Below are 20429 nucleotides of genomic sequence, written 5' to 3'. Positions count from 1 at the left end.
TTGCATGTATTAGGCACGCCGCCAGCGTTCGTCCTGAGCCAGGATCAAACTCTCCATAAAAGTGTTTGACTTGCTCATTTAAAACTTGACGTTTGTTTCTTGTTTTGTTCAGTTTTCAAAGAACTAAGGTGTCACTCAAGGCGACTTCATCATCTTATCATTTGTATATATAAGATGTCAACAAGTTTTTTAATCACTGTTCGTTTTCATTAACTATCAGCGACGAATATTAATTTATCATATATCTACTTATAACGTCAACACCTATTTAAAAACTTTCTATGTTTTTTATGCTCTTCTATTTATGTATAGCTTTTCTCATATAACGCGAGCATTCTGCTGGAGCTGCAACCCGCTTAAATAGTCGGAATAGAATCTTCCTGAGCCAGGATCAAACTCTCCATAAAAGTGTTTGACTTGCTCATTTAAAACTTGACGTTTGTTTCTTGTTTTGTTCAGTTTTCAAAGAACTAAGGTGTCACTCAAGGCGACTTCATCATCTTATCATTTGTATATATAAGATGTCAACAAGTTTTTTAATCACTGTTCGTTTTCATTAACTATCAGCGACGAATATTAATTTATCATATATCTACTTATAACGTCAACACCTATTTAAAAACTTTCTATGTTTTTTATGCTCTTCTATTTATGTATAGCTTTTCTCATATAACGCGAGCATTCTGCTGGAGCTGCAACCCGCTTAAATAGTCGGAATAGAATCTTATATCGTTCTTCCATTGCATGCTTTACTACGTAATCAATTCTATTGTCATCAAAATCAAAGAGTATTTCATCCATTTCTCGCTTTAACAGATATTCTAGTTCCTTAATTTCTTTTTCATTGACTAAAAACCCTAACATCTCTTCACCTCAATCACGTAAGCTTAAGTTAATTATTTCCAATCATTGAGTTTTTATGAATCAAATACATATATAAAAGTTATTTTTTGAGGTTTGTCCGCATATAAGTATGTCAGAAGGACTGGACAAGGGAAGAGAGGGATAGTATGTTTTTCTTCTTTGTAACAAACAGCAACAAACTAAAACAGGTAATGCTTATTGTACTCCTTTCACTTTTTACAGCTTGGTTTTTATTTTTACAGACCTATTCTCAACACTCTGTTTTTTCTACCTCTACAGGACCAAAAGCAATTTATAAGGGTGATACTCAAAAAAAGAATATTGCTCTCACCTTTGACATCAGCTGGGGAGATGAAAAAGCACTTCCCATCTTGAATACCCTTAAACAGCACAACATTAAAAATGCAACATTCTTTCTCTCTGCAGCATGGGCAGAAAGACATCCTGACATTGTAAAAAGAATTGTGGACGATGGTCATGAAATTGGTATCATGGGCTATAACTATAACGATTATACCTCTATGGAGACACAAGAAGTAAGGCGTGATATTTTACGAGCACAAGATGTATTTATAAAACTGGGTATTAAAAACATCAAACTCCTTCGTCCGCCAAGTGGAAATTTCGACAAAAGTGTATTAAAAATTTCAGATGCACTCGGCTACACAGTAGTCCATTGGAGCATTAATTCTCAAGATTGGAAAAATCCAGGCACCAATAAAATTATTAATAACGTAATTAAAAACGTTGATGGCGGGGATATTGTTTTGCTTCATGCATCAGATTCTGCTCTCCAAACAAACAAAGCGCTTCCTGAATTAATTCAAAAACTCCGTGCAAATGGATACATGAATGTATCGGTATCGGAGCTACTCTCCAATACCCAAGCGAAAAGCACAGATGTAAATTGATAAGAGCTGATTCTTAAGAATCAGCTCTCTTTGTTGACCAAACGATGCAATATAAGAATTTGATATGCGTTACAAATTAGAAGAGGAACCAGCATGAGATACAGCCACGCTTTATCATTGGTACGAAGTGCAGGTATCCATTCTAAAACCGTTACAACGACCATAAAAAACAAAGCTGGAATAAACGCTCCTTTATTTGTTTGTTGACGCTTAATATATGCCACAGCCCATCCTATTACTAAAATAGCAGCTGCTATCCCAATATCTAAGGTAATACTTTCATCTGCCCCGGCAAATAATGTATAACGAAGATACACTAAATCAAATAATACAAAAGCGGTTACAAAGATTTGGATAGCATTCCACAGAGAAGCGGATCGAAATAAACCTAATCCAAAACGATGAACGGTTAAATACGCAAAAAATCCCATTTGACTGATAACACTAAAAATAAATCCTATCCCCAGCAACCATACAGCCACAGAAAGAATTTCTTTTATATCAGCTTGTGCAAATAAACTAGAATACTTGTTCCACTTTACAATAAATCCAACAATAATTGTACTTATACCACCAAGGAACAACGTGGAAAAGAATAAACGTACCCAATTTCGGCTATTCACGACATAATCCCCCATTATTCTACATTTTTTAATTAAATTGTAACATGACTTTTACAAAAAACCAGTAAATGCCGCGCATATTTTTTAAATAACTATTCATATTAAAAAAGAGAGATTTTTTGAAAGGAGCCCCGACTAATGAAACGGATTCCGATTTTATTGTCAATCCTTCTTTTCCTTTTATCCGGATGCGCTCAAAAAGAACAAACGGAAGCCCAAATAGATTATGATCAAGCAAAAAAAATGGTTGTGGATATCTTACAAACAGATGAAGGAAAAAAAGCCATTCAAGCTGTTCTACAAGATGAACAAGTCAAACAAGCTCTTATCTTAGATGAAGCCACTGTAAAACAAACCATTGAAAGTACAATGCTCTCTGAAAAAGGCCAGGAGTTTTGGGAGCAACAATTCAGCGATCCGAAGTTTGCAGCTACCTTTGCTAAAAGCATGGAGAAACCACAAACAAATCTGATGAAAACGTTAATGAAAGACCCAGACTTTCAAAGCGGTGTTATTTCTATCATGAAAAACCCTGAAATTCAAAAACAAATGCAGGATGTTATGCAAAGTAAAGACTATAGACAATATCTGCAGCAAGTATTAAATGATACTGTGCAAAGTCCTCTCTTCCAAGTAAAAATGATTGATGTAATCAGTAAAGCTATTGAAAAAGCAGAGAAAAAGGCTCAAAGCTCTAGCGCTAAAGGTGGACAAGAAAAAGATAGTCAAAGTCAATAAAAAGCCTCTTCTTTAAGAAGAGGCTTTTTTTACACCGTTACAGTAGCGTGTACTACTTTTTGAGCAATATCTTCATAAATTTTCCCCGTTGGGTGGTCTGCTGCATAGACCGACGGAGCAAAATCCTCTTCATTCCAGTCAGGCTGTTGGAGTGGAATTTGGCCAAGAAGCTTTGTTTGAAGTTCTTCAGACAGCTTATTTCCTCCACCTTTTCCGAATACATATTCTTTTTCTCCAGTTACTTTACTTTCGAAATAAGACATATTTTCAATTACGCCAATTACTTCATGCTCTGTACGTAATGCCATTGCACCAGCACGTGCTGCTACAAATGCTGCAGTTGGATGAGGAGTGGTTACAATAACCTCCTTACAAGCAGGAAGCATAGAGTGTAAGTCTAAAGCTACATCTCCAGTTCCAGGCGGTAAATCAAGTACCAAATAATCTAAGTCTCCCCACTCTACTTCTGTAAAGAAATGATTTAACATTTTACCTAGCATAGGTCCACGCCAAATAACAGGTGCATTATCCTCTACAAAGAATCCCATAGAAATCACTTTTACACCAAAGCGTTCTACTGGAATGATACGGTCTCCGCGCACAACCGGACGTTTTGTGATCCCCATCATATCTGGTACACTAAATCCGTAAATGTCTGCGTCAATAATACCTACTTTCTTCCCTAACCTTGCCAGAGATACAGCCAAGTTTACGGACACAGTAGATTTTCCTACACCGCCTTTTCCGCTAGCTACTGCAAGGAAAATTGTTTTTGAATCCGGAGACAATAAGGAATCTGCAGTTTGTTCTGCTGAAGAACCCCCAAATACCTGCAGCTCTTCTTGTGTAAATTCGATAAAGCGCAAGCCGACACTTGCTGCTCCAATTTCTTTTATAATCTTTACAATAGTACCTTGTAACTGCATTTGTTCTGCCGTTCCTGTTCTTGCTAAAGCAATTTTAAGGCTGACATGTGCTTTTTCTGGTTTTATGTTTACTTCTTTTACAGCATTCGTTTCTTTAAACGTTCTATGTAAGAACGGGTCTTTCAGTTCTGCTAACACTTCTAATACTTGCTCTTTTGATACCATTCTCTCCACCACCCAATGTATAAGCGTTTACATTTTCAGTATAACATTAGAAAAGAAATTTAAAAAATATTCTTTGTTTTTTATTAAAAATATATTTAATTATTATATACCAATTAAGTGAGACATCTATCATATAGAGGCTACAGTCTCTTAATACACATCTGAACCCAAACAAAAATCCTCCATCAGTTAGGAGGATCCCCTCTTTCAGTAAAATACCGTAATATCCCACGATAAATAGCTGCCGCAATTTTCTGCTGATATTTTTCAGAATTGAGCATATGTCTTTCATTAACATTCGATAAAAATCCTGCTTCAACAAGAACTCCTGGAGGTTGTGCATGCTTTAGCACATATACATGATCGATAGTCCTAGCACTACGATGCGTGTTTTCTAAACTATTTCGCAGCTCTGCTTGAATAAATTTAGCTGCTCGTTCATTTTCAATTAAAGAACGATAATAAAATGTTTGTGCCCCTTTTGAGCTTTGAATAGGGATAGCATTCAGATGAATACTGACAAAAAAATCTGCATCAGAATTATTGATAATATCGACTCTTTTGCGAAGATCTTGTGCCTTTCGTTTGCTATATCCTTTTAAGTCTTTATCAGCAAGGTCGAAATCGCCGTCCCGAGTAAGGATAACCAATGCTCCTTGTTCCTGTAAATAATCTTGTACTTTTTTTGTCAGCTCCAATGTAATATCTTTTTCAATAATATCTTGCGTTCCTACGGCTCCCCCATCTGGTCCGCCATGTCCTGCATCAATTACAATGATTTTACCGGATAAGGGCAAGTTCCATGATTTCCATGATTTTGTAATAGTAAATTCATATCGTAGTACAAATAAAAGTAATATTGCCGCTAAAATAAATGAAATAACCTTAATCCTTTTCATCTAATCTCCCTCCTGCCAGTCCCTCCTATTTACTTATATGGGACAAGAAGAGAGATTATGATACTTTATCGTAAACGCAGCTTATATCTCCGCTCTCCTTTTTCAAATCCTTCCTTCCACCAAGAATCAATAAAGCTTTGACATATGTAGTACAAGCTTTGTTTCCGCTGTTCTGTCTCTTGCAATAAGTGTACATTTGTCAAAAAGAGATATAACGTTTCGGTCAAATTTTGTTCTTCAGAAAGAGAGCGATGCTTGATTGTTGTTAGTGATTCTCCGTAACATCCAAACTTACTATATCTTGCACCTAGTAAGTATGATTCAATTGCCAATTCAATACAGTAATCTTCAAATTGATTCCGTGAATAGTTCTTCTCACAATATTCTTGAAAATGATGATGTATGTTTTTACGCAATACATTTAATGATATTTCGCGCAACATTTTTCGTTCGTATTTTATTTGTTTATCACGTCGTTTATCCTTTAGGGTAGTAATGACATTCATTTTCGCACCTCCCTATTCCGTAGTTTCCACGGTTCAATAAGGAACATGCATTATCTCACTACATAAAAATCTTCCACGTATTAAACAATTAGGAAGAAAAACTAAACAAAGACATTGCTTTTATAAAACGACATTTCATACTTCAACGTAAAAAATTCTAACCTCAGACACATGCAACCCCTTTATTTAAGTAGATATGAAGGATGTTTTGAGTCAAAGAGTTGGACCCAAGACTAAATCTCTTCAATAAAAAAGACCCCCAACCAAAATAGTTGAGAGTCTTCGAAACGTCCAAATTAACGTTTTGAGAACTGAGGTGCACGACGAGCGCCTTTAAGACCGTATTTTTTACGTTCTTTCATACGTGCGTCACGAGTTAATAGACCAGCGCGCTTTAGAGTTAAGCGGTATTCTGGATCTGCTTTTAATAATGCTCTTGCGATACCGTGACGGATTGCACCAGCTTGACCAGTGTAACCTCCACCGTTTACGTTAACAAGAACATCATAGCTGCCTAGAGTTTCAGTTGCAACTAGAGGTTGCTTAACTACTTCACGTAGAGCAGCAAATGGAATGTAGTTTTCAAATTCACGACCGTTAATGATTACGCGTCCTTCACCAGGAACTAAACGTACACGTGCTACTGAACTTTTACGACGTCCAGTACCATAATATTGTACCTGTGCCAAAGTAAACCCTCCTTAATTAATTATCCGCGAAGTTCGTAAACTTCTGGTTGTTGTGCTTGATGTGGATGCTCAGTACCAGCATACACTTTTAATTTCTTAGCCATTTGACGGCCTAAACGATTCTTTGGAAGCATGCCTTTAATTGCAAGCTCTAACATTTGTACAGGGTAGTTAGTGCGCATTTCAAGAGCTGTTCTTTGTTTTAAACCGCCTGGGTGCATAGTGTGACGGTAGTAAATTTTATCGTTTAATTTGTTACCAGTTAAATGAATTTTGTCAGCATTAATGATGACAACATGATCACCAGTATCAACATGTGGTGTGTAAGTTGGTTTGTGTTTGCCACGTAAAATAGAAGCAACTTCAGTTGCTAGACGACCTAAAGTTTGACCTTCAGCGTCAACAACGTACCATTTACGCTCAACTTGATTAGCTTTCGCCATGAAAGTCGTACGCATTTTTTTCCCTCCTGATTGTTCAATTTAGACTTAAAAATCTATTGTTTATCTTAACACGATTAATTCCGGGGCTAATCGTGGTTTTAGAAACAATACCATATGTTATAATATCCTGTTGTGAAACTAATGTCAAGCAAATGTTACACCAGGATTAGTTGTTATAGTTTACTTGCCATAAATATAATCCGTGACCTGGAGCGGTTCTCCCAGCATGACGCCGATCTTTCTTTTCTAATATCCTAGAAATTTCCTCTGGTTTTATTTTATGTTGTCCAATATCTAACAAAGTTCCTACTAGGATTCGTACCATATTGTACAAAAATCCATTTCCCACAAAACGAAACACCAGCTCTTCATCGGTTTGCAGCAATTCCAATTCGTAAAGGGTACGTACCTTATCCTCTATTTCTGTTTTTGCAGAGCAAAATGAGGTGAAATCATGAGTACCTGTTAAATACGGAATCGCCTCTTGCATAGCTTGCAAATCTATTGAATAAGGAAAATGATAAGCATAGCTGCGTGAAAAAACATCCCTTTTCTTTGCTAAAAAAACACGATACCGATACTCTTTACTGCATACATCAAACCGAGCATGAAATGTTTCTGGCACCTTTTCTACAAGGTTGACTGAAATATCTGAAGGTAACATTGTATTAAGTGCAGCTACCCATCGGTCCTCTGGAATCGATAAAGGTGTATCAAAATGAAGGACCTGCCCCTTAGCATGAACAGTTGCATCTGTACGTCCTGATGCATAAACACGAACATTTGTTCCTTTGTGGATTTTTTCCAAAACTGCTTCTATTTCTTTCTGCACAGTACGTTTTTCAGGTTGTATTTGATATCCATAAAAATAGGTACCATCATAGGAAATAGTACATTTTATTCTCTCCATGCTTGACTCTCCTATTATGAACGAATTAGAACAAGCAGAACTGTAAGAAGAAGAAGCATGAGGAGGGCTAAGGTATCTCCCGTTTTCCATCTTAATTGACGAAACTTAGTCCTTCCTTCTCCTCCTCGATATCCTCTTGCTTCCATAGCAACAGCTAAATCTTCTGCACGTTTAAATGCATTAATAAACAAAGGAACTAATAATGACACTATGGCTTTCAAACGCTCTTGAATTGGTCCTCCTGCAAAATCAATGCCCCTCGATGACTGTGCTTTCATGATTTTTTCCGTTTCCTCCATTAATGTGGGGATAAATCGAAGTGAAATTGACATCATAAGAGCAATTTCATGAACCGGCATACCTAGACGCTTAAATGGGGCTAGCAACGTCTCCATTCCATCCGTAATTTCAATAGGAGTAGTTGTTAATGTCAGCAACGTAGTCATCATGATTAGAAACAAGAATCGCAACGAGATATAAATTCCTTGCTGCAAACCTTTTTCATGTATTGATATCGGTCCTAATTGAAAGAGCAGCGTTCCTTCCTTCGTTGTAAAGATGTGAAGGAGGAAGGTAAAGAGAAAGATCCATAATACAGGCTGTAATCCTCTCAGCAGGAAGCGGAGAGGTACTCTTGATAGTAATAGAGCCGCAGATGAAAAAACAGCTAATACAGCGTATGAGAGAGCGTTATTCGCAAGAAAAACAACAAATACATAAAGAAATACAATAGTAAGCTTGGCTCTTGCATCCATTTGATGAACATAAGAGTCGCCTGGTATATACTTGCCGACTATAAATTGTTGCATCATGGCACATCACCTGTATTCAAGGTCGCAATTATTTCAGCAGATAAATCTTCTAACGTTAACGCTGAACCTAACAGCTGAACTCCTAGTTTTTGCTCCATAAACTTTTTATATTGCAAAGAAAGAGGCAAAGATAACCCTATAGCATCCAATTCATCAGAACGAGCAAATATTTCTGCCGGTGTCCCTTGCAAAAATATAGTCCCTCTATGCAACACAATAATTTCATCTGCATACCGTGCAGCATCCTCCATATTGTGTGTAACTAAAATTACAGTCAGGCCTTGCTCCTTATGAAGACGATAAAATAAACCCATTAGTTCTTCTTGTCCTTTTGGGTCTAATCCTGCTGTTGGTTCATCTAAAACTAGAACCTCTGGCTCCATAGCAAGGATACCCGCAATAGCCACTCTGCGCATTTGTCCTCCACTAAGTTCAAAGGGGGATTTTGTTAAATATTCTTCAGGCAAGCCAACAAGGTCTAATGCAATTTTCGCTTGTTTCTTTGCCTCTTCCTGCGAAACCCCAAAGTTCATTGGACCGAAGCAAATATCTTTTTCAACGGTTTCCTCAAATAGCTGGTGTTCTGGAAATTGAAATACGACTCCTACTTTTTTTCGAAGAGGTTTCAGTTTTTTTTCTTTTTTCTTAGCTTCAAGATGGAACTCTCCAATCTCTACTGTTCCAGAGGTTGGCTGCAGTAGCCCATTTAAATGCTGTATGATGGTAGATTTTCCAGATCCCGTGTGTCCAATGACAGCATAGTATTTTTTACTTTCAAGCATAAGATTTATATTATAGATCGCCTGTCTCTCAAAGGGTGTCCCCTTTTGATATCGATGCTCTACTTTTTGAAATGAGATGTCCAAAGCTCATTCACCAAGCTTTCCATTGTAAGATGATGTTGTAATGTAACATTGCCGCTTTGTAACAACTCTGTTAATTTCACTGCAAATGGTACATCTAATCCAATCTCTCGCAGCTCTTGACCGTTTTGAAAGATACTGTGCGGACTACCCTCTTTATAGATCTCACCTTTATTTAAAACAACAATTCGGTCTGCACAGGCAGCCTCTTCTAAATCATGAGTAATAGAGATAACTGAAATTTTCTTTTTTTTAACAAGCTCTCGTACAGTGTCCAGCACTTCTAATCTCCCTTTTGGATCAAGCATAGATGTAGCTTCATCCAAAATTAATATGGAGGGCTGCAAAGCAAGCACACTGGCGATAGCTACCCTTTGCTTTTGCCCTCCTGACAGATAGTGGGGCTCCTGATTTTCAAAATCAGTCATATGTACAAGGTCTAACACATCGTCTATTATTTGAACCATTTCATCGCGAGGGATTCCATTGTTCTCTAATCCAAAAGCTATGTCGTCTTTCACTGTTGTCCCTACAAATTGATTATCTGGATTTTGAAATACCATTCCAACTTCTTTACGGATTTCCCAAATTGTTTCCTCCGACAGAACTTTATCCCCTATTAAGATAGTGCCTGAACTTGAAAGCAACAACCCATTTAACAATTTGGCCAGTGTAGATTTCCCAGAACCATTTTGTCCAATAACAGAAATCCATTCTCCTTCATAAACCGAAAAAGATATATCTCGTAAAACCGGAGAATCAGAATGTGGATACTTAAATGAAACCTTATCAACGCGAAGCTTTTCCCTTTCCATATTCTCCACACCTTCTTTTCGATACATTTCTACAACATTTCCTAAGAAATAATCTATTTTGACGCAAAACAACCTTCAAAGCCTTTTTATTAGTTATCCCCTTTTTAGCTACTTCAGTCTTATTAAAGCATAAGCTTTCGAAATGATAGATTCTAACAAAATAAAAATGGAAATAGCAAAAAAGGGCCACGACCAGTTACTTAGAAAGTACTGTCCTGCCCTTTTAATAGCGTTGTATTAAACTAACTCGATGATTACCATTGGAGCAGCGTCTCCGCGGCGAGGTCCAATTTTTGCAATACGAGTATATCCGCCTTGACGATCTGCATAACGTGGTGCGATGTCAGCGAATAACTTTTGCAGTGCATCTTGGTTCGTTTCAGCATTAGCAATTTCATTACGAATAAATGCTGCTGCTTGACGACGAGCGTGAAGATCTCCACGTTTACCAAGAGTAATCATTTTTTCTACTACTGAACGAAGTTCCTTCGCACGAGTTTCTGTAGTTTGGATGCGCTCGTTGATGATTAAGTCTGTAGCTAAGTCACGTAGCATTGCTTTACGTTGAGCACTTGTACGTCCTAATTTTCTGTAAGCCATTCTTAGTTCCCTCCTTCGTTGAAGTAATTCAACATATATCAACGGTGTGATTCGTAATTTAGACCTTAAAACACAAAGAAATGCCTAGCAGTACTAGTCATCTTTGCGTAAGCCCAAGCCCAGCTCTTCAAGCTTATGCTTGACTTCCTCTAGAGATTTACGACCTAAGTTACGTACCTTCATCATATCTTCTTCTGTCTTATTAGCCAGCTCTTGTACAGTGTTAATACCTGCACGCTTTAAGCAATTATAAGAACGAACAGAAAGATCTAGCTCTTCAATTGTCATTTCAAGAACTTTTTCTTTTTGGTCTTCCTCTTTCTCAACCATAATCTCAGCATTTTGTGCTTCATCAGTTAAACCAACAAAGATATTTAAATGCTCAGTTAAGATTTTAGAACCAAGTGCAATTGCTTCTTTAGGACCGATGCTTCCATCTGTCCATACATCAAGCGTAAGCTTATCATAATTTGTTACTTGTCCTACACGCGTGTTTTCTACTTGGTAAGTCACACGAGAAACAGGAGTATAGATAGAATCAATAGGAATAACACCTATCGGCTGATCTTCTCTCTTGTTTGCATCAGCTGGTGTATACCCGCGCCCACGCTTTGCAGTTAAACGCATGCGGAAGCTTGCGTCACTTGCTAACGTTGCAATGTGCAAATCTGGGTTTAAAATTTCCACATCACTATCGTGAGTAATATCAGCAGCTGTGACAACACCTGCGCCCTGAACATCAATTTCAAGCGTTTTTTCTTCATCAGAATAGATTTTAAGTGCAAGCTTTTTCACGTTCAAAATAATAGTGGTTACATCTTCTACAACGCCTTCAACAGTAGAAAACTCATGCAGTACACCATCAATTTGTATAGATGTTACAGCGGCACCAGGGAGTGAGGATAACAGGATACGACGTAAGGAGTTACCCAAAGTAGTACCATATCCACGCTCAAGCGGTTCAATGACGAATTTGCCGTACTTGGCATCATCGCTAAGTTCAACCGTTTCGATTTTTGGTTTTTCAATCTCGATCATTTATTAAACCCTCCTTCAAAACGTCGAAACCCCGGCTAGACAACAACATTGTCTAACCGAAAGTCCCCATTAGGCAGTTCCCAATTGTGCACAACAAGCGATGTTTCTGTATGAACTTTTCTTTTTATTGTATCATATCCCATTATAGACAATGTTGAAAAATCTATACAAAAATTATACGCGACGACGTTTTGGCGGACGGCATCCATTATGAGGTACTGGAGTAACGTCTCTGATAGCTGTTACTTCTAACCCTGCAGCTTGAAGCGCACGGATAGCAGCTTCACGTCCTGCACCAGGACCTTTTACAGTAACCTCTAATGTTTTTAAGCTATGTTCCATAGCAGCTTTTGCAGCTGTTTCTGCTGCCATTTGTGCTGCAAATGGAGTAGACTTACGAGATCCTCTGAAACCAAGTGCACCTGCACTAGACCAAGAAATTGCGTTACCATGAACATCTGTAATTGTTACAATTGTGTTGTTGAAAGTAGAACGAATATGAGCTATACCAGCTTCAATGTTCTTTCTCACACGACGTTTACGAGTATTAGTTTTACGTGCCATTGTGTGTTCAACCTCCTTTACTTAATTATTTCTTCTTATTCGCTACCGTACGACGCGGACCTTTACGAGTACGTGCGTTGTTTTTAGTGTTTTGACCGCGAACTGGTAAGCCACGACGATGACGAAGACCACGGTAAGAACCGATCTCCATTAAACGTTTAATATTTAAAGAAACCTCACGACGAAGGTCACCTTCAACCTTTAGACGGTCAATCACTTCACGAATTTTACCTAATTCGTCTTCTGTTAAGTCGCGTACTCGAGTATCCTGAGAAACTCCAGCTTCTGCAAGAACTTGTTCTGCAGTAGGACGACCAATTCCAAAAATGTATGTTAAAGAAACAACTACGCGTTTATCACGAGGAATATCAACACCTGCGATACGTGCCATTTACGCACACCTCCTTATATTAACCTTGTTTTTGCTTATGCTTTGGATTTTCACAGATAACCATTACTTTACCTCTTCTGCGAATAACTTTACATTTTTCACAGATTGGCTTTACTGATGGTCTAACTTTCATCTCTCTAACCTCCTTAAAGATTACGGAGCGCTATATTATTTGAAACGGTACGTAATACGACCACGAGTTAAGTCATACGGAGATAATTCTACCGTAACTTTATCGCCAGGTAAAATACGAATGAAATTCATACGGATTTTACCTGAAACATGTGCCAATACTACATGCCCATTTTCCAACTCTACTTTGAACATAGCGTTTGGCAGCGTCTCAACTACTGTACCTTCGATTTCAATTACATCGTCTTTAGCCATTAAATGTTCTCCCTTCTTCAAAGCTTTAGACAAACTCTTCTGCTTACATAATGTAATGTCTGGTTTGCCACACAACTTCTTTCAGCATACTGCTCTGAAATTTCGGGGATTTCTCTTTCTATCTTAAAGCTTTGTTAGAACTTCATATCCTGTTTCAGTAATAGCAATCGTATGTTCAAAATGAGCACACATTTTACCATCCACAGTTACTACTGTCCAGTCATCCGCTAACGTTTTCACGTAACGAGATCCTTGATTGACCATCGGCTCAATTGCAAGAACCATCCCCGGTTTCAGTCTTGGTCCTTTATTTGGAGGGCCATAATGCGGAATTTGCGGGTCTTCATGTAAGTCTTGCCCAACTCCGTGCCCTACATACTCACGAACAATCGAGAAGTTTTGCGCTTCAACAAATGTTTGAATTGCATGTGAAATATTAGACAGACGCTCCCCCGGTTTCGCTTGGTCTAATCCAAGATATAATGACTTTTCTGTGACATCAAGCAGGTTCTGAAGGGACTCCTGGATATTGCCCACTGCGTACGTCCAAGCAGAATCTCCGTGATATCCATTGAACTTCGCGCCAATATCTATGCTAATGATGTCGCCTTCTTTGAGCTTTCGTTTACTAGGAATTCCATGCACCAACTCTTCGTTTACAGAAGCACATATGCTTCCTGGAAAGCCATTGTATCCTTTGAAAGAAGGGGTAGCCCCGTACTTTCGGATCGTTTTTTCGGCAATCGCATCGAGCTCTTTAGTTGTAATGCCTGGTATAATATATCGCTTCAACTCTTTATGAGTCAAGGCAACAATTCTTCCAGCTTCACGCATAATCTCAATTTCGCGCGGCGTCTTGCATATGATCATTACGCTAAGCCTCCAATTAAAGCATCGATATCTTCAAATACTTTGCCGATATCTTGTTGACCATCTATATTTCTTAAATAGCCAAGGTTTCCGTAGAAATCAAGAAGCGGTTTTGTTTGCTTAATATTGACTTCTAGTCGGTTGGCTACTGTTTCTTCATTATCATCAGAGCGTTGATATAATTCTCCGCCACATTTATCACACACACCCTCTTGTGCAGGTGGGTTGAAAACTAAATGATACGTAGCACCGCAATCTTTACAAATGCGTCGACCAGTTAAGCGTTTCATTAATATCTCTTGATCAACATTAATGTTAACAACATAGTCAATTTTTCTTTCAAGATCTGTTACGATCTCTTCAAGAGCAGATGCCTGTGCCACTGTTCGTGGAAAACCATCAAGTAAGAAGCCTTTTTTACAATCATCTTTACCTAAACGCTCACGTACAATACCAATGGTAACTTCGTCTGGAACAAGTTCCCCTTTATCCATGAACGATTTTGCTTTTAACCCTAATTCAGTTCCTTCTTTAATAGCAGCGCGAAACATATCTCCCGTAGAGATGTGAGGGATTTCGTATTTTTCAACGATTTTTTCAGCTTGAGTGCCTTTTCCAGCACCCGGAAGCCCCATCAAAATTAAATTCACGCTTATTCCCCCTCATTAATGAGCCCTAGGGAAGAAGCTTCTTCCCGATTGCTCACTCTTTAATAAAACCTTTGTAATGACGTTTTACTAATTGGCTTTCAAGTTGCTTCATTGTTTCCAAAGCAACACCAACAACGATTAATAAACTAGTTCCACCGATTTGTGCAGAAGATGGAAGGTTTGCGAGCTGTATAAACAGAACAGGCAGAATCGCTATTGCTGCTAAGAAAATTGCACCAACTAAAGTTAAGCGGTATAAGATTTTAGTTAAATATACTTCTGTGTTTTTACCCGGACGAATACCAGGAACATACCCGCCTTGCTTATTCAGATTTTCCGCCATCTGCTCAGGGTTTACTTGAACAAATGTATAGAAATACGTAAAGGCAATAATTAAAGCAACATAGATAATCATTCCCACGGGATGAGAATAATTAAAGTTTTTAATAATCCATTGCGATACGTCGTGATTCGGGAAAAACTGTGCAATTGTTGGCGGTGTAATCAGGAATGATACAGCAAAGATTACCGGAATAACACCCGCTCCATTCACTTTTAATGGAAGATGCGTGTTTTTGCCTCCGATATAGCCGCCATTACCTGAAGTACGTTTTGCGTACTGAATTGGTATTTTTCTTGTTGCTTGCTGAATGAAAATAACACCAATAATTACTGCTAATACCGCAATTAAAATCAATGCTACTTTTACAATACGAATAAATAAATCATCTCCAGCATCTTGGAATTGCTGAACATAAATTTGGTTAATGGTAGTTGGGATAGCCGCAACAATACCTGCAAAGATGAGTATGGAAATTCCATTACCAACACCTTTTGCAGTAATTTGCTCACCTAACCACATTAAAAACGACGTTCCCGCAGTTAATACTAGAGCGATATATAAATACGTCATCCAACCTGGATTTGTAATCAGCTGTCCGTTCGCAATATTATTAAATCCAATTGACATACCTATAGCTTGGACGAATCCAAGAATAATCGTGAAGTAGCGGGTAAATTGAGCCAATTTACGTCGTCCAACTTCACCTTGCTTGGACCATTCCGTAAACTTAGGAACAACATCCATCTGTAATAATTGTACAATGATGGATGCTGTAATATAAGGCATAATACCCATAGCAAAGATAGAGAAGTTTTTTAAGGCTCCTCCACCGAATGTATTTAGAATTCCAAATACACTTAGTTGATCTTGTGCCTTTAGTACATCTGCATTTACATGTGGTACAGGAATGAATGTACCGATACGAAATACTACTAACATAGCTAAAGTGAAGAGGATTTTACGTCTTATATCAGCAACGCGCATAAAGTTGGAGATTGTACGAAACATTAGATCACCTCTGTTGTTCCGCCAGCTGTTTCAATTGCCTCTTTCGCAGTTGAAGAAAACTTATGGGCTTTAACAGTTAGCTTCTTCTCTAACGTACCGTTAGCAAGAATTTTTACACCGTGATTTAATTTACTGATTACACCAGTTTCAAGCAATAACTCAGGTGTTACTTCTGTACCATCTTCAAAGCGATTTAATGTTTCAAGGTTCACAATTGTAAAATCTTTACGATTGATGTTTGTAAAGCCACGTTTTGGTAAACGACGGAATAAAGGAGTTTGACCACCTTCAAATCCAAGACGAACGCCGCCGCCAGAACGAGCATTTTGTCCTTTATGACCTTTACCAGCAGTCTTACCGTTACCAGAACCGATACCGCGTCCTAGACGATTGCGAACTTTACGAGAACCTTCAGCAGGTTTTAATTCATGAAGTTTCATTTACGGGCACCTCCTTATTGTGTCAATGGTTTATGATTAAGCTTCTTTAACAGTTACAAGGTGAGTAACTTTGTTAATCATACCACGGATTGCAGCATTGTCTTGTTTCACTACCGTTTGGTTTAGCTTCTTCAATCCTAATGCTTCAACCGTTGCACGTTGATCCTGTGGACGACCGATTATACTACGAGTGAGGGTGATTTCTAAATTCTTTGTCATGTGTTTTCCCTCCTTATTAACCTAGTAGCTCTTCTACAGTTTTTCCACGTAACTTCGCTACGTCTTCAGCACGCTTTAGTTCTTTTAATCCGTTAATAGTAGCACGGATCATATTAATTGGAGTGTTAGATCCTAAAGATTTAGATAGGATATCTTGTACACCAGCTAATTCAAGAACCGCACGAACTGGTCCACCAGCGATAACTCCAGTACCTTCAGAAGCCGGTTTTAAGAATACTTCACCTGCTCCAAATTGACCAAGTATTTCGTGTGGAATTGTAGTACCAACTAAAGGTACTGAAACCAAGTTTTTCTTAGCATCTTCGATAGCTTTGCGGATTGCATCAGGTACTTCTTGCGCTTTACCTGTTCCAAATCCTACGTTACCGTTTTTATCTCCAACAACAACCAGTGCAGCGAAACGGAAACGACGACCACCCTTAACTACTTTCGCAACACGGTTAACCGTAACAACACGTTCTTCAAGTTCTAATTTGTTTGGGTCAATGCGACGCATCTATATTGTCCCTCCTTTAACGATTAAAATTGTAATCCAGCTTCACGAGCAGCTTCAGCTAAAGCTTTCACGCGACCATGGTATAAGTAACCACCGCGATCAAATACCACTTCTTTAACACCTTTCTCCACAGCACGCTTTGCAACTAGTTCTCCAACTTTTGTAGCAGCGTTAATGTTGCTAGTGCCTTCAAAAGAAAGTTCTTTATCAAGAGTAGATGCACTTACTAATGTTACACCATTTACATCATCAATAACTTGTGCGTAAATGTGTTGATTAGAACGGAACACGTTTAAACGTGGACGTTGCGCAGTACCCGTAAGTTTTGTGCGCACGCGTGCATGTCTTTTTCTACGAACCGCATTTTTATCAACTTTAGTGATCATCTATGTCACTCCTTTCTTTCACCTAATGGGTTTACTTAGCTGTTTTACCTTCTTTGCGACGTACAACTTCGCCTTCATAACGAATACCTTTGCCTTTGTATGGCTCTGGAGCGCGTACAGCACGAATGTTAGCAGCTAATGCACCAACACGTTCTTTATCGATACCTTTTACAGTAATTTTTGTATTTGCTGGTACTTCGATTTCAATTCCTTGCTCAGGAACGATTTCAACTGGATGAGAGTAACCTACGTTCAATACAAGTTTATTACCTTGTTTTTGAGCACGGTAACCAACCCCGATTAATTCAAGGTTACGTTGGAAGCCGTTAGAAACACCTTCAACCATATTTCCGATTACTGCACGAGTAGTACCGTGTAATGCACGGTGTTCCTTCTGATCAGAAGGACGCTCTACTGTTAGTACGTTATCTTCGATTTTAATAGCCATATCAGCATGGAAAGTACGAGTTAACTCACCTTTTGGTCCTTTTACAGTTACAGTGTTATTATCTGCTACTGTGATTGTTACACCAGCAGGGATTTCAAGAATCTTTTTACCAATACGAGACATATGTTACACCTCCGTTCGTTTCAATATTACCAAACGTACGCTAATACTTCTCCACCAGTTTGTTGTTGACGAGCTTCTTTGTCTGTCATAACACCTTTAGATGTAGAAACGATAGCAATACCTAAACCGTTAAGTACACGAGGTACTTCGTTTGTTTTAGCATATACACGTAAGCCAGGCTTACTGATGCGCTTAAGGCCAGAAATAACGCGTTCGTTATTTGCACCGTATTTCAAGAAGATACGAATAATACCTTGCTTGTTGTCTTCGATATATTCTACATCACGAACGAAACCTTCACGTTTTAAAATTTCTGCGATTTCTTTCTTGATTTTAGAAGCTGGAACTTCTAATTTCTCGTGACGTACCATGTTCGCATTACGGATGCGAGTAAGCATATCTGCAATTGGATCTGTCATCACCATTTGTTTTACCTCCTTCCCACTTTCGGGTATTACCAACTAGCTTTCTTAACTCCAGGAATTTGTCCTTTGTATGCGAGTTCACGGAAACAAATACGGCACAGTTTAAATTTACGGTATACAGAGTGTGGACGTCCGCAACGTTCGCAGCGTGTATACGCTTGAACTTTAAACTTTGGAGTGCGTTTTTGTTTCGCAATCATTGACTTCTTAGCCACGTTTTCGCCTCCTCTACTTAACGCCTATTTCCATTATTTTTGGAATGGCATACCGAATTGCGTTAACAATTCACGTGCTTCTTCATCAGTATTCGCAGTTGTAACAATTACGATGTCCATACCGCGTACTTTGCTAACTTTATCATAATCGATTTCCGGGAAGATTAACTGTTCTTTAACACCTAAAGTATAGTTACCACGGCCATCAAAAGATTTTTTAGATATACCACGGAAGTCACGTACACGTGGTAAAGAAACAGAAACTAACTTATCGAAGAACTCATACATTTGCTCTCCGCGTAAAGTAACCTTCGCACCGATTGGCATACCTTCACGAAGACGGAAACCAGCGATAGATTTCTTTGCACGAGTTACAACAGGTTTTTGTCCTACGATAGCTGTTAATTCTTCTACTGCATTATCTAATGCTTTAGAGTTTTGTACAGCTTCTCCAACACCCATGTTGATAACGATTTTCTCAAGTTTTGGAACTTGCATTACCGATTTATAATTAAACTTGCTCATTAAAGCAGGTGTAATCTCTTTTTGGAATTTTTCTTTTAGGCGATTCAATTGAGGGACCTCCTTTCACGAGAAATTATTTATCTAATAATTCACCAGATTTTTTCGCGATACGTACTTTTTTACCATCTACTACTTTGAAGCCTACACGAGTAGGTTCACCAGTTTTTGGATCTAATGGCATAACATTAGATACATGGACAGGCGCTTCTTTAGTAATAATCCCACCTTGTGGATTAAGTTGAGATGGCTTAGAGTGTTTTTTAACGATGTTAACACCCTCAACGATTACACGATTTTGTTTTGGTAAAGCAGCAAGAATAACGCCTTGTTTACCTTTATCTTTACCTGTGATAACTAATACTTTGTCACCCTTCTTTACATGCATCAGATCTGTGCACCTCCTTGGTAAGGAAATAACCTTTTATTAAAGAACTTCTGGAGCTAAAGAAACGATTTTCATGAAGTTGTTGTCGCGTAATTCACGTGCAACAGGTCCGAAGATACGAGTTCCACGTGGGCTCTTATCTTCCTTGATGATAACCGCTGCGTTTTCGTCAAAACGGATGTAAGAACCATCTACACGACGAGCACCGCTTTTTGTGCGTACGATAACAGCTTTAACAACATCACCTTTTTTAACAACGCCACCTGGTGTTGCTTGTTTTACTGAAGCAACGATGATGTCACCGATGTTAGCAGTTTTACGACCAGAACCGCCTAACACTTTAATTGTTAATAGTTCACGTGCACCAGAGTTATCTGCAACTTTTAAACGAGTTTCTTGTTGAATCATGCAATGAAACCTCCCTTCGGATTTAAGGTTTTATCCGATTCTTTCATTAAATAATAACAGCTTCTTCAACGATTTCAACTAAACGGAAGCGTTTAGTAGCAGACAATGGACGAGTTTCCATAATCTTTACGATATCGCCGATTTTCGCTTGGTTTAATTCATCATGTGCTTTGTATTTTTTAGAATACTTAACACGTTTTCCGTATAATGAATGTGTTTTGTATGTTTCAACTAAAACTGTGATAGTCTTATCCATTTTATCGGAAACAACACGTCCAGTATATACTTTACGTTGGTTGCGTTCGCTCATCGTGCAAACCTCC

General features: G+C 38.4%; 33 protein-coding genes and 1 rRNA gene. 2 read left to right on the top strand and 32 right to left on the bottom strand.

Translation table 11 applies throughout. The annotated features are described in order from the left end of the window. Positions 1-60, bottom strand: a 16S ribosomal RNA gene (locus J7Q84_RS15820); the annotation flags it as partial. 585 nt (positions 61-645) lie between these two features. After that, positions 646-864 (bottom strand): hypothetical protein, encoded by a 219-nt coding sequence (locus J7Q84_RS15815; protein ID WP_209095866.1) that lies wholly within the window; start codon positions 862-864, stop codon positions 646-648. 146 nt (positions 865-1010) lie between these two features. On the opposite strand from J7Q84_RS15815, the gene pdaB reads away from it, so the two are divergent. Next, entirely contained in the window at positions 1011-1775 is a 765-nt protein-coding gene (pdaB, locus tag J7Q84_RS15810; RefSeq protein ID WP_209095864.1) for a polysaccharide deacetylase family sporulation protein PdaB, read from the top strand. 20 nt (positions 1776-1795) lie between these two features. Here pdaB and J7Q84_RS15805 read toward each other — a convergent pair whose 3' ends face one another. After that, positions 1796-2398 carry a KinB-signaling pathway activation protein gene (locus tag J7Q84_RS15805; protein ID WP_209095862.1) on the bottom strand — a complete coding sequence of 201 codons (603 nt, stop codon included), beginning with the start codon at positions 2396-2398 and terminating at the stop codon, positions 1796-1798. A 138-nt stretch (positions 2399-2536) separates the two neighbouring features. Between J7Q84_RS15805 and gerD the strand changes: the two genes are divergently transcribed. Next, complete coding sequence (gene gerD, locus J7Q84_RS15800) at positions 2537-3136, top strand: spore germination lipoprotein GerD (protein ID WP_209095860.1); 600 nt, start codon at positions 2537-2539, stop codon at positions 3134-3136. 29 nt (positions 3137-3165) lie between these two features. On the opposite strand, the gene J7Q84_RS15795 is transcribed toward gerD, so the two are convergent. The 29 genes from J7Q84_RS15795 to rpsQ all read right to left on the bottom strand — a co-directional run bounded on the left by J7Q84_RS15795 (position 3166) and on the right by rpsQ (position 20416). Continuing rightward, positions 3166-4227, bottom strand: a complete 1062-nt coding sequence (locus J7Q84_RS15795) for an Mrp/NBP35 family ATP-binding protein (RefSeq protein WP_209095858.1) — start codon at positions 4225-4227, stop codon at positions 3166-3168. 185 nt (positions 4228-4412) lie between these two features. Beyond that, the gene (gene cwlD, locus J7Q84_RS15790; RefSeq protein ID WP_209095856.1) at positions 4413-5126 is read right to left on the bottom strand and encodes an N-acetylmuramoyl-L-alanine amidase CwlD; all 714 of its coding nucleotides are present in this window, start codon (positions 5124-5126) and stop codon (positions 4413-4415) included. A gap of 65 nt (positions 5127-5191) precedes the next feature. Beyond that, complete coding sequence (locus tag J7Q84_RS15785) at positions 5192-5632, bottom strand: DUF2521 family protein (protein WP_209095854.1); 441 nt, start codon at positions 5630-5632, stop codon at positions 5192-5194. A 296-nt stretch (positions 5633-5928) separates the two neighbouring features. Then, the gene (rpsI, locus tag J7Q84_RS15780; protein WP_209095852.1) at positions 5929-6321 is read right to left on the bottom strand and encodes a 30S ribosomal protein S9; all 393 of its coding nucleotides are present in this window, start codon (positions 6319-6321) and stop codon (positions 5929-5931) included. A gap of 20 nt (positions 6322-6341) precedes the next feature. Beyond that, entirely contained in the window at positions 6342-6779 is a 438-nt protein-coding gene (rplM, locus tag J7Q84_RS15775) for a 50S ribosomal protein L13 (RefSeq protein ID WP_209095850.1), read from the bottom strand. A 151-nt stretch (positions 6780-6930) separates the two neighbouring features. After that, positions 6931-7674 carry a tRNA pseudouridine(38-40) synthase TruA gene (gene truA, locus J7Q84_RS15770; RefSeq protein ID WP_209095848.1) on the bottom strand — a complete coding sequence of 248 codons (744 nt, stop codon included), beginning with the start codon at positions 7672-7674 and terminating at the stop codon, positions 6931-6933. 14 nt (positions 7675-7688) lie between these two features. Beyond that, positions 7689-8483: an energy-coupling factor transporter transmembrane component T family protein gene (locus J7Q84_RS15765; RefSeq protein WP_209095870.1), complete on the bottom strand. Its 795-nt coding sequence runs from the start codon at positions 8481-8483 to the stop codon at positions 7689-7691. Further along, on the bottom strand, positions 8483-9352 hold the full coding sequence (locus tag J7Q84_RS15760; RefSeq protein ID WP_209095846.1) for an energy-coupling factor ABC transporter ATP-binding protein: 870 nt from the start codon (positions 9350-9352) through the stop codon (positions 8483-8485). Before J7Q84_RS15760 ends, J7Q84_RS15765 begins: the two co-directional genes overlap by 1 nt. Continuing rightward, a complete protein-coding gene (locus J7Q84_RS15755) occupies positions 9328-10164 on the bottom strand; it encodes an energy-coupling factor ABC transporter ATP-binding protein (RefSeq protein WP_209095844.1) in 837 nt (278 codons plus the stop codon). Before J7Q84_RS15755 ends, J7Q84_RS15760 begins: the two co-directional genes overlap by 25 nt. 237 nt (positions 10165-10401) lie before the next feature. Beyond that, positions 10402-10764 (bottom strand): 50S ribosomal protein L17, encoded by a 363-nt coding sequence (rplQ, locus tag J7Q84_RS15750; protein WP_209095842.1) that lies wholly within the window; start codon positions 10762-10764, stop codon positions 10402-10404. Positions 10765-10857: 93 nt separating this feature from the next. Next, positions 10858-11802, bottom strand: a complete 945-nt coding sequence (locus J7Q84_RS15745) for a DNA-directed RNA polymerase subunit alpha (RefSeq protein ID WP_209095833.1) — start codon at positions 11800-11802, stop codon at positions 10858-10860. 174 nt (positions 11803-11976) lie between these two features. Further along, complete coding sequence (gene rpsK / locus J7Q84_RS15740; RefSeq protein ID WP_209095831.1) at positions 11977-12366, bottom strand: 30S ribosomal protein S11; 390 nt, start codon at positions 12364-12366, stop codon at positions 11977-11979. Between the two features lie 25 nt (positions 12367-12391). Further along, positions 12392-12757, bottom strand: coding sequence for a 30S ribosomal protein S13 (rpsM, locus tag J7Q84_RS15735; protein ID WP_209095830.1), 366 nt, complete (start codon positions 12755-12757; stop codon positions 12392-12394). 19 nt (positions 12758-12776) lie between these two features. After that, entirely contained in the window at positions 12777-12890 is a 114-nt protein-coding gene (rpmJ, locus tag J7Q84_RS15730) for a 50S ribosomal protein L36 (RefSeq protein ID WP_000868344.1), read from the bottom strand. 35 nt (positions 12891-12925) lie between these two features. After that, complete coding sequence (infA, locus tag J7Q84_RS15725) at positions 12926-13144, bottom strand: translation initiation factor IF-1 (RefSeq protein ID WP_209095826.1); 219 nt, start codon at positions 13142-13144, stop codon at positions 12926-12928. A gap of 123 nt (positions 13145-13267) precedes the next feature. Beyond that, positions 13268-14014 carry a type I methionyl aminopeptidase gene (gene map / locus J7Q84_RS15720; RefSeq protein WP_209095825.1) on the bottom strand — a complete coding sequence of 249 codons (747 nt, stop codon included), beginning with the start codon at positions 14012-14014 and terminating at the stop codon, positions 13268-13270. Continuing rightward, entirely contained in the window at positions 14014-14664 is a 651-nt protein-coding gene (locus J7Q84_RS15715) for an adenylate kinase (RefSeq protein WP_209095824.1), read from the bottom strand. The genes map and J7Q84_RS15715 overlap by 1 nt, the downstream gene beginning before the upstream one ends. Before the next feature lie 52 nt (positions 14665-14716). Next, on the bottom strand, positions 14717-16015 hold the full coding sequence (gene secY / locus J7Q84_RS15710) for a preprotein translocase subunit SecY (RefSeq protein ID WP_209095822.1): 1299 nt from the start codon (positions 16013-16015) through the stop codon (positions 14717-14719). Next, positions 16015-16455, bottom strand: coding sequence for a 50S ribosomal protein L15 (rplO, locus tag J7Q84_RS15705; RefSeq protein WP_209095820.1), 441 nt, complete (start codon positions 16453-16455; stop codon positions 16015-16017). The genes secY and rplO overlap by 1 nt, the downstream gene beginning before the upstream one ends. 36 nt (positions 16456-16491) lie before the next feature. After that, a complete protein-coding gene (gene rpmD / locus J7Q84_RS15700) occupies positions 16492-16674 on the bottom strand; it encodes a 50S ribosomal protein L30 (protein WP_209095817.1) in 183 nt (60 codons plus the stop codon). 16 nt (positions 16675-16690) lie between these two features. Beyond that, a complete protein-coding gene (gene rpsE, locus J7Q84_RS15695; protein WP_209095815.1) occupies positions 16691-17191 on the bottom strand; it encodes a 30S ribosomal protein S5 in 501 nt (166 codons plus the stop codon). 23 nt (positions 17192-17214) lie between these two features. Further along, positions 17215-17577: a 50S ribosomal protein L18 gene (gene rplR, locus J7Q84_RS15690; protein WP_209095813.1), complete on the bottom strand. Its 363-nt coding sequence runs from the start codon at positions 17575-17577 to the stop codon at positions 17215-17217. A 31-nt stretch (positions 17578-17608) separates the two neighbouring features. Continuing rightward, a complete protein-coding gene (rplF, locus tag J7Q84_RS15685) occupies positions 17609-18148 on the bottom strand; it encodes a 50S ribosomal protein L6 (RefSeq protein WP_209095811.1) in 540 nt (179 codons plus the stop codon). A gap of 26 nt (positions 18149-18174) precedes the next feature. After that, a complete protein-coding gene (rpsH, locus tag J7Q84_RS15680; protein WP_209095809.1) occupies positions 18175-18573 on the bottom strand; it encodes a 30S ribosomal protein S8 in 399 nt (132 codons plus the stop codon). A gap of 29 nt (positions 18574-18602) precedes the next feature. Then, positions 18603-18788 (bottom strand): 30S ribosomal protein S14, encoded by a 186-nt coding sequence (rpsN, locus tag J7Q84_RS15675; RefSeq protein ID WP_003397678.1) that lies wholly within the window; start codon positions 18786-18788, stop codon positions 18603-18605. 33 nt (positions 18789-18821) lie between these two features. Continuing rightward, positions 18822-19361, bottom strand: coding sequence for a 50S ribosomal protein L5 (gene rplE / locus J7Q84_RS15670; protein WP_209095807.1), 540 nt, complete (start codon positions 19359-19361; stop codon positions 18822-18824). Positions 19362-19386: 25 nt separating this feature from the next. Next, entirely contained in the window at positions 19387-19698 is a 312-nt protein-coding gene (rplX, locus tag J7Q84_RS15665; protein WP_209095806.1) for a 50S ribosomal protein L24, read from the bottom strand. 39 nt (positions 19699-19737) lie between these two features. Further along, the gene (gene rplN / locus J7Q84_RS15660; protein ID WP_209095805.1) at positions 19738-20106 is read right to left on the bottom strand and encodes a 50S ribosomal protein L14; all 369 of its coding nucleotides are present in this window, start codon (positions 20104-20106) and stop codon (positions 19738-19740) included. 46 nt (positions 20107-20152) lie between these two features. Then, entirely contained in the window at positions 20153-20416 is a 264-nt protein-coding gene (rpsQ, locus tag J7Q84_RS15655; RefSeq protein WP_209095804.1) for a 30S ribosomal protein S17, read from the bottom strand. Between the last annotated feature and the right edge of the window lie 13 nt (positions 20417-20429).

It is taken from the genome of Bacillus sp. 165, from assembly GCF_017742235.1.
GTDB lineage: Bacteria > Bacillota > Bacilli > Bacillales > Bacillaceae_G > JAGHKQ01.
Note: the sequence above shows the minus strand (reverse complement) of the source record. Positions and strands in the feature narration are given on the sequence as shown.